Raw genomic sequence first — 1,803 nt, 5'->3', positions numbered from 1 at the left:
CTGGAAACCTTGGGTTTACGGCCTGTGGGATTCTCACCCACATCTCGCTACTCATGCCAACATTCTCACTTCTATACAGTCCACATGTCCTTACGGTCATGCTTCAACCCGTATAGAAAGCTCCCCTACCCATCATAATGATGCCGTAGCTTCGGTAGTAAGTTTTAGCCCCGGAAATTTTCGGCGCAGAATCACTCGACCAGTGAGCTATTACGCACTCTTTAAATGAGTGGCTGCTTCTAAGCCAACATCCTGGTTGTCTGTGCAATTCCACATCCTTTACCACTTAACTTACATTTAGGGACCTTAGCTGACGATCTGGGCTGTTGCCCTCTTGACTATGAATCTTATCACCCATAGTCTGACTCCCAAGCAAAAGAATACGGCATTCGGAGTTTGATAGTCTTCGGTAAGTGCAATACCCCCTAGGACATTCAGTGCTCTACCTCCGCTTCTCTAATCTTGAGGCTAGCCCTAAAGCTATTTCGGGGAGAACCAGCTATCTCCAGGCTCGATTGGAATTTCACCGCTATCCACAAGTCATCCCCGCACTTTTCAACGTACGTGGGTTCGGTCCTCCACGAAATTTTACTTTCGCTTCAACCTGCTCATGGATAGGTCGCCTGGTTTCGGGTCTACGTCGGGTAACTAGACGCCCATTTAAGACTCGCTTTCGCTACGGCTCCACACCTTAAGTGCTTAACCTTGCTACACAACGTAACTCGTTGGCCCGTTCTACAAAAAGTACGCAGTCACACAAGAAATGTGCTCCTACAGCTTGTAAGTGCAGGGTTTCAGGTTCTCTTTCACTCCCCTCCCGGGGTTCTTTTCACCTTTCCCTCACGGTACTATACGCTATCGGTCACTAGGTAGTATTTAGGCTTGGAGGATGGTCCCTCCTGCTTCCCACAGGGTTTCACGTGTCCCGTGGTACTCTGGATCATATCTAAAGTCTTCTCGTTTAAAGTACTGGGCTGTTACCATCTATGGCGGAGCTTTCCAACTCTCTTCCTCTACGATACCTCTTCGTTATGATATGTCCGCAACCCCAGCGAAGAAAACTTCACTGGTTTGGCCTGTTCCGCGTTCGCTCGCCGCTACTTACGGAATCGAATTTCTTTCTCTTCCTCCGGGTACTTAGATGTTTCAGTTCTCCGGGTTCCCCTCGTATGACTATGTATTCATCATACGATACTTAGACATTACTCTAAGTGAGTTTCCTCATTCGGAAATCTTCGGATCAAAGTTTACGTGCAACTCCCCGAAGCTTATCGCAGCTTATCACGTCCTTCATCGGCTCCTAGTGCCAAGGCATTCGCCCTGCACCCTTAATAACTTGACCAGTTATTAGAGTTCGGTATTGAGATAAATACCATTTTGATTTTTACGACTTATCTGTCATGATTTTTGAAACTTTTCTGTTCATATATAATGTCATATCACTAAATGTTATGCAATTTTCAAAGTACTAATTTTGAGGAATGAACCCTCAAAATTAAACAGTAGGCAATTCTCCTTAGAAAGGAGGTGATCCAGCCGCACCTTCCGATACGGCTACCTTGTTACGACTTCACCCCAGTTATTGGTTTCACCTTCGACGACCGCTTCCTAAAAGGTTAGCTAGCCGGCTTCGGGCGCCCCCAACTCCCATGGTGTGACGGGCGGTGTGTACAAGACCCGGGAACGCATTCACCGCAGCATTCTGATCTGCGATTACTAGTAACTCCAGCTTCATGTAGGCGAGTTTCAGCCTACAATCCGAACTGAGAATGGCTTTAAGGGATTAGCTTGGCCTCACGACTT

2 rRNA genes are annotated in these 1,803 nt (G+C 47.0%); both read right to left on the bottom strand.

Annotated features, from left to right (window positions below):
* Positions 1–1,342 (bottom strand): 23S ribosomal RNA (locus ABCM86_RS13940); the annotation flags it as partial.
* A gap of 178 nt (positions 1,343–1,520) precedes the next feature.
* A 16S ribosomal RNA gene (locus ABCM86_RS13935) occupies positions 1,521–1,803 on the bottom strand; the annotation flags it as partial.

The organism is Clostridium sp. 2218st1_F5_2218SCRN_220325, from assembly GCF_039062665.1.
Lineage (GTDB): Bacteria > Bacillota > Clostridia > Peptostreptococcales > Peptostreptococcaceae > Intestinibacter.
Note: the sequence above shows the minus strand (reverse complement) of the source record. Positions and strands in the feature narration are given on the sequence as shown.